The organism is Chryseobacterium sp. SIMBA_028 (genome assembly GCF_046535285.1).
Classification (GTDB): domain Bacteria; phylum Bacteroidota; class Bacteroidia; order Flavobacteriales; family Weeksellaceae; genus Chryseobacterium.
Genome location: NZ_JAWRWZ010000095.1, coordinates 1 through 353, shown reverse-complemented (window position 1 = coordinate 353; position 353 = coordinate 1). Strand labels below are relative to the sequence as shown.

Here is a 353-nt window from a genome sequence, read left to right as displayed (position 1 = left end):
GAAAAAGTAAGTAAGCTTTATTATCGGGAAGGATTTTTAGGAGAAGAGCAATTGCTTTATGATCCTTCTAAATTTAAAAATTCAGATATAAACCAGCAATTTGTAATTAATTATATTAGCCCTAGTTTAATAGGTGACAAAGTAGCAATTGCCATGGCTGAAAAAGGAAAAGAATTAGCTGAGGTTATTATACTAGATGTAAAAAGTAAATATATTTATCCTGAAATTATTACCAATACATCGCCCGCGAATATAGGAGGAATAAAATGGTTTGGCGATAATTCACGATTCTTCTATACATACTTTCCTGTCAATGATCCGAAATCTCCGAATTTTTATAAAAACACACAAAC

General features: G+C 30.6%; 1 pseudogene. It reads left to right on the top strand.

What is annotated here, in order from left to right:
• Positions 1 to 353 (top strand): annotated as a pseudogene (locus tag SCA31_RS22700) (prolyl oligopeptidase); the annotation flags it as partial.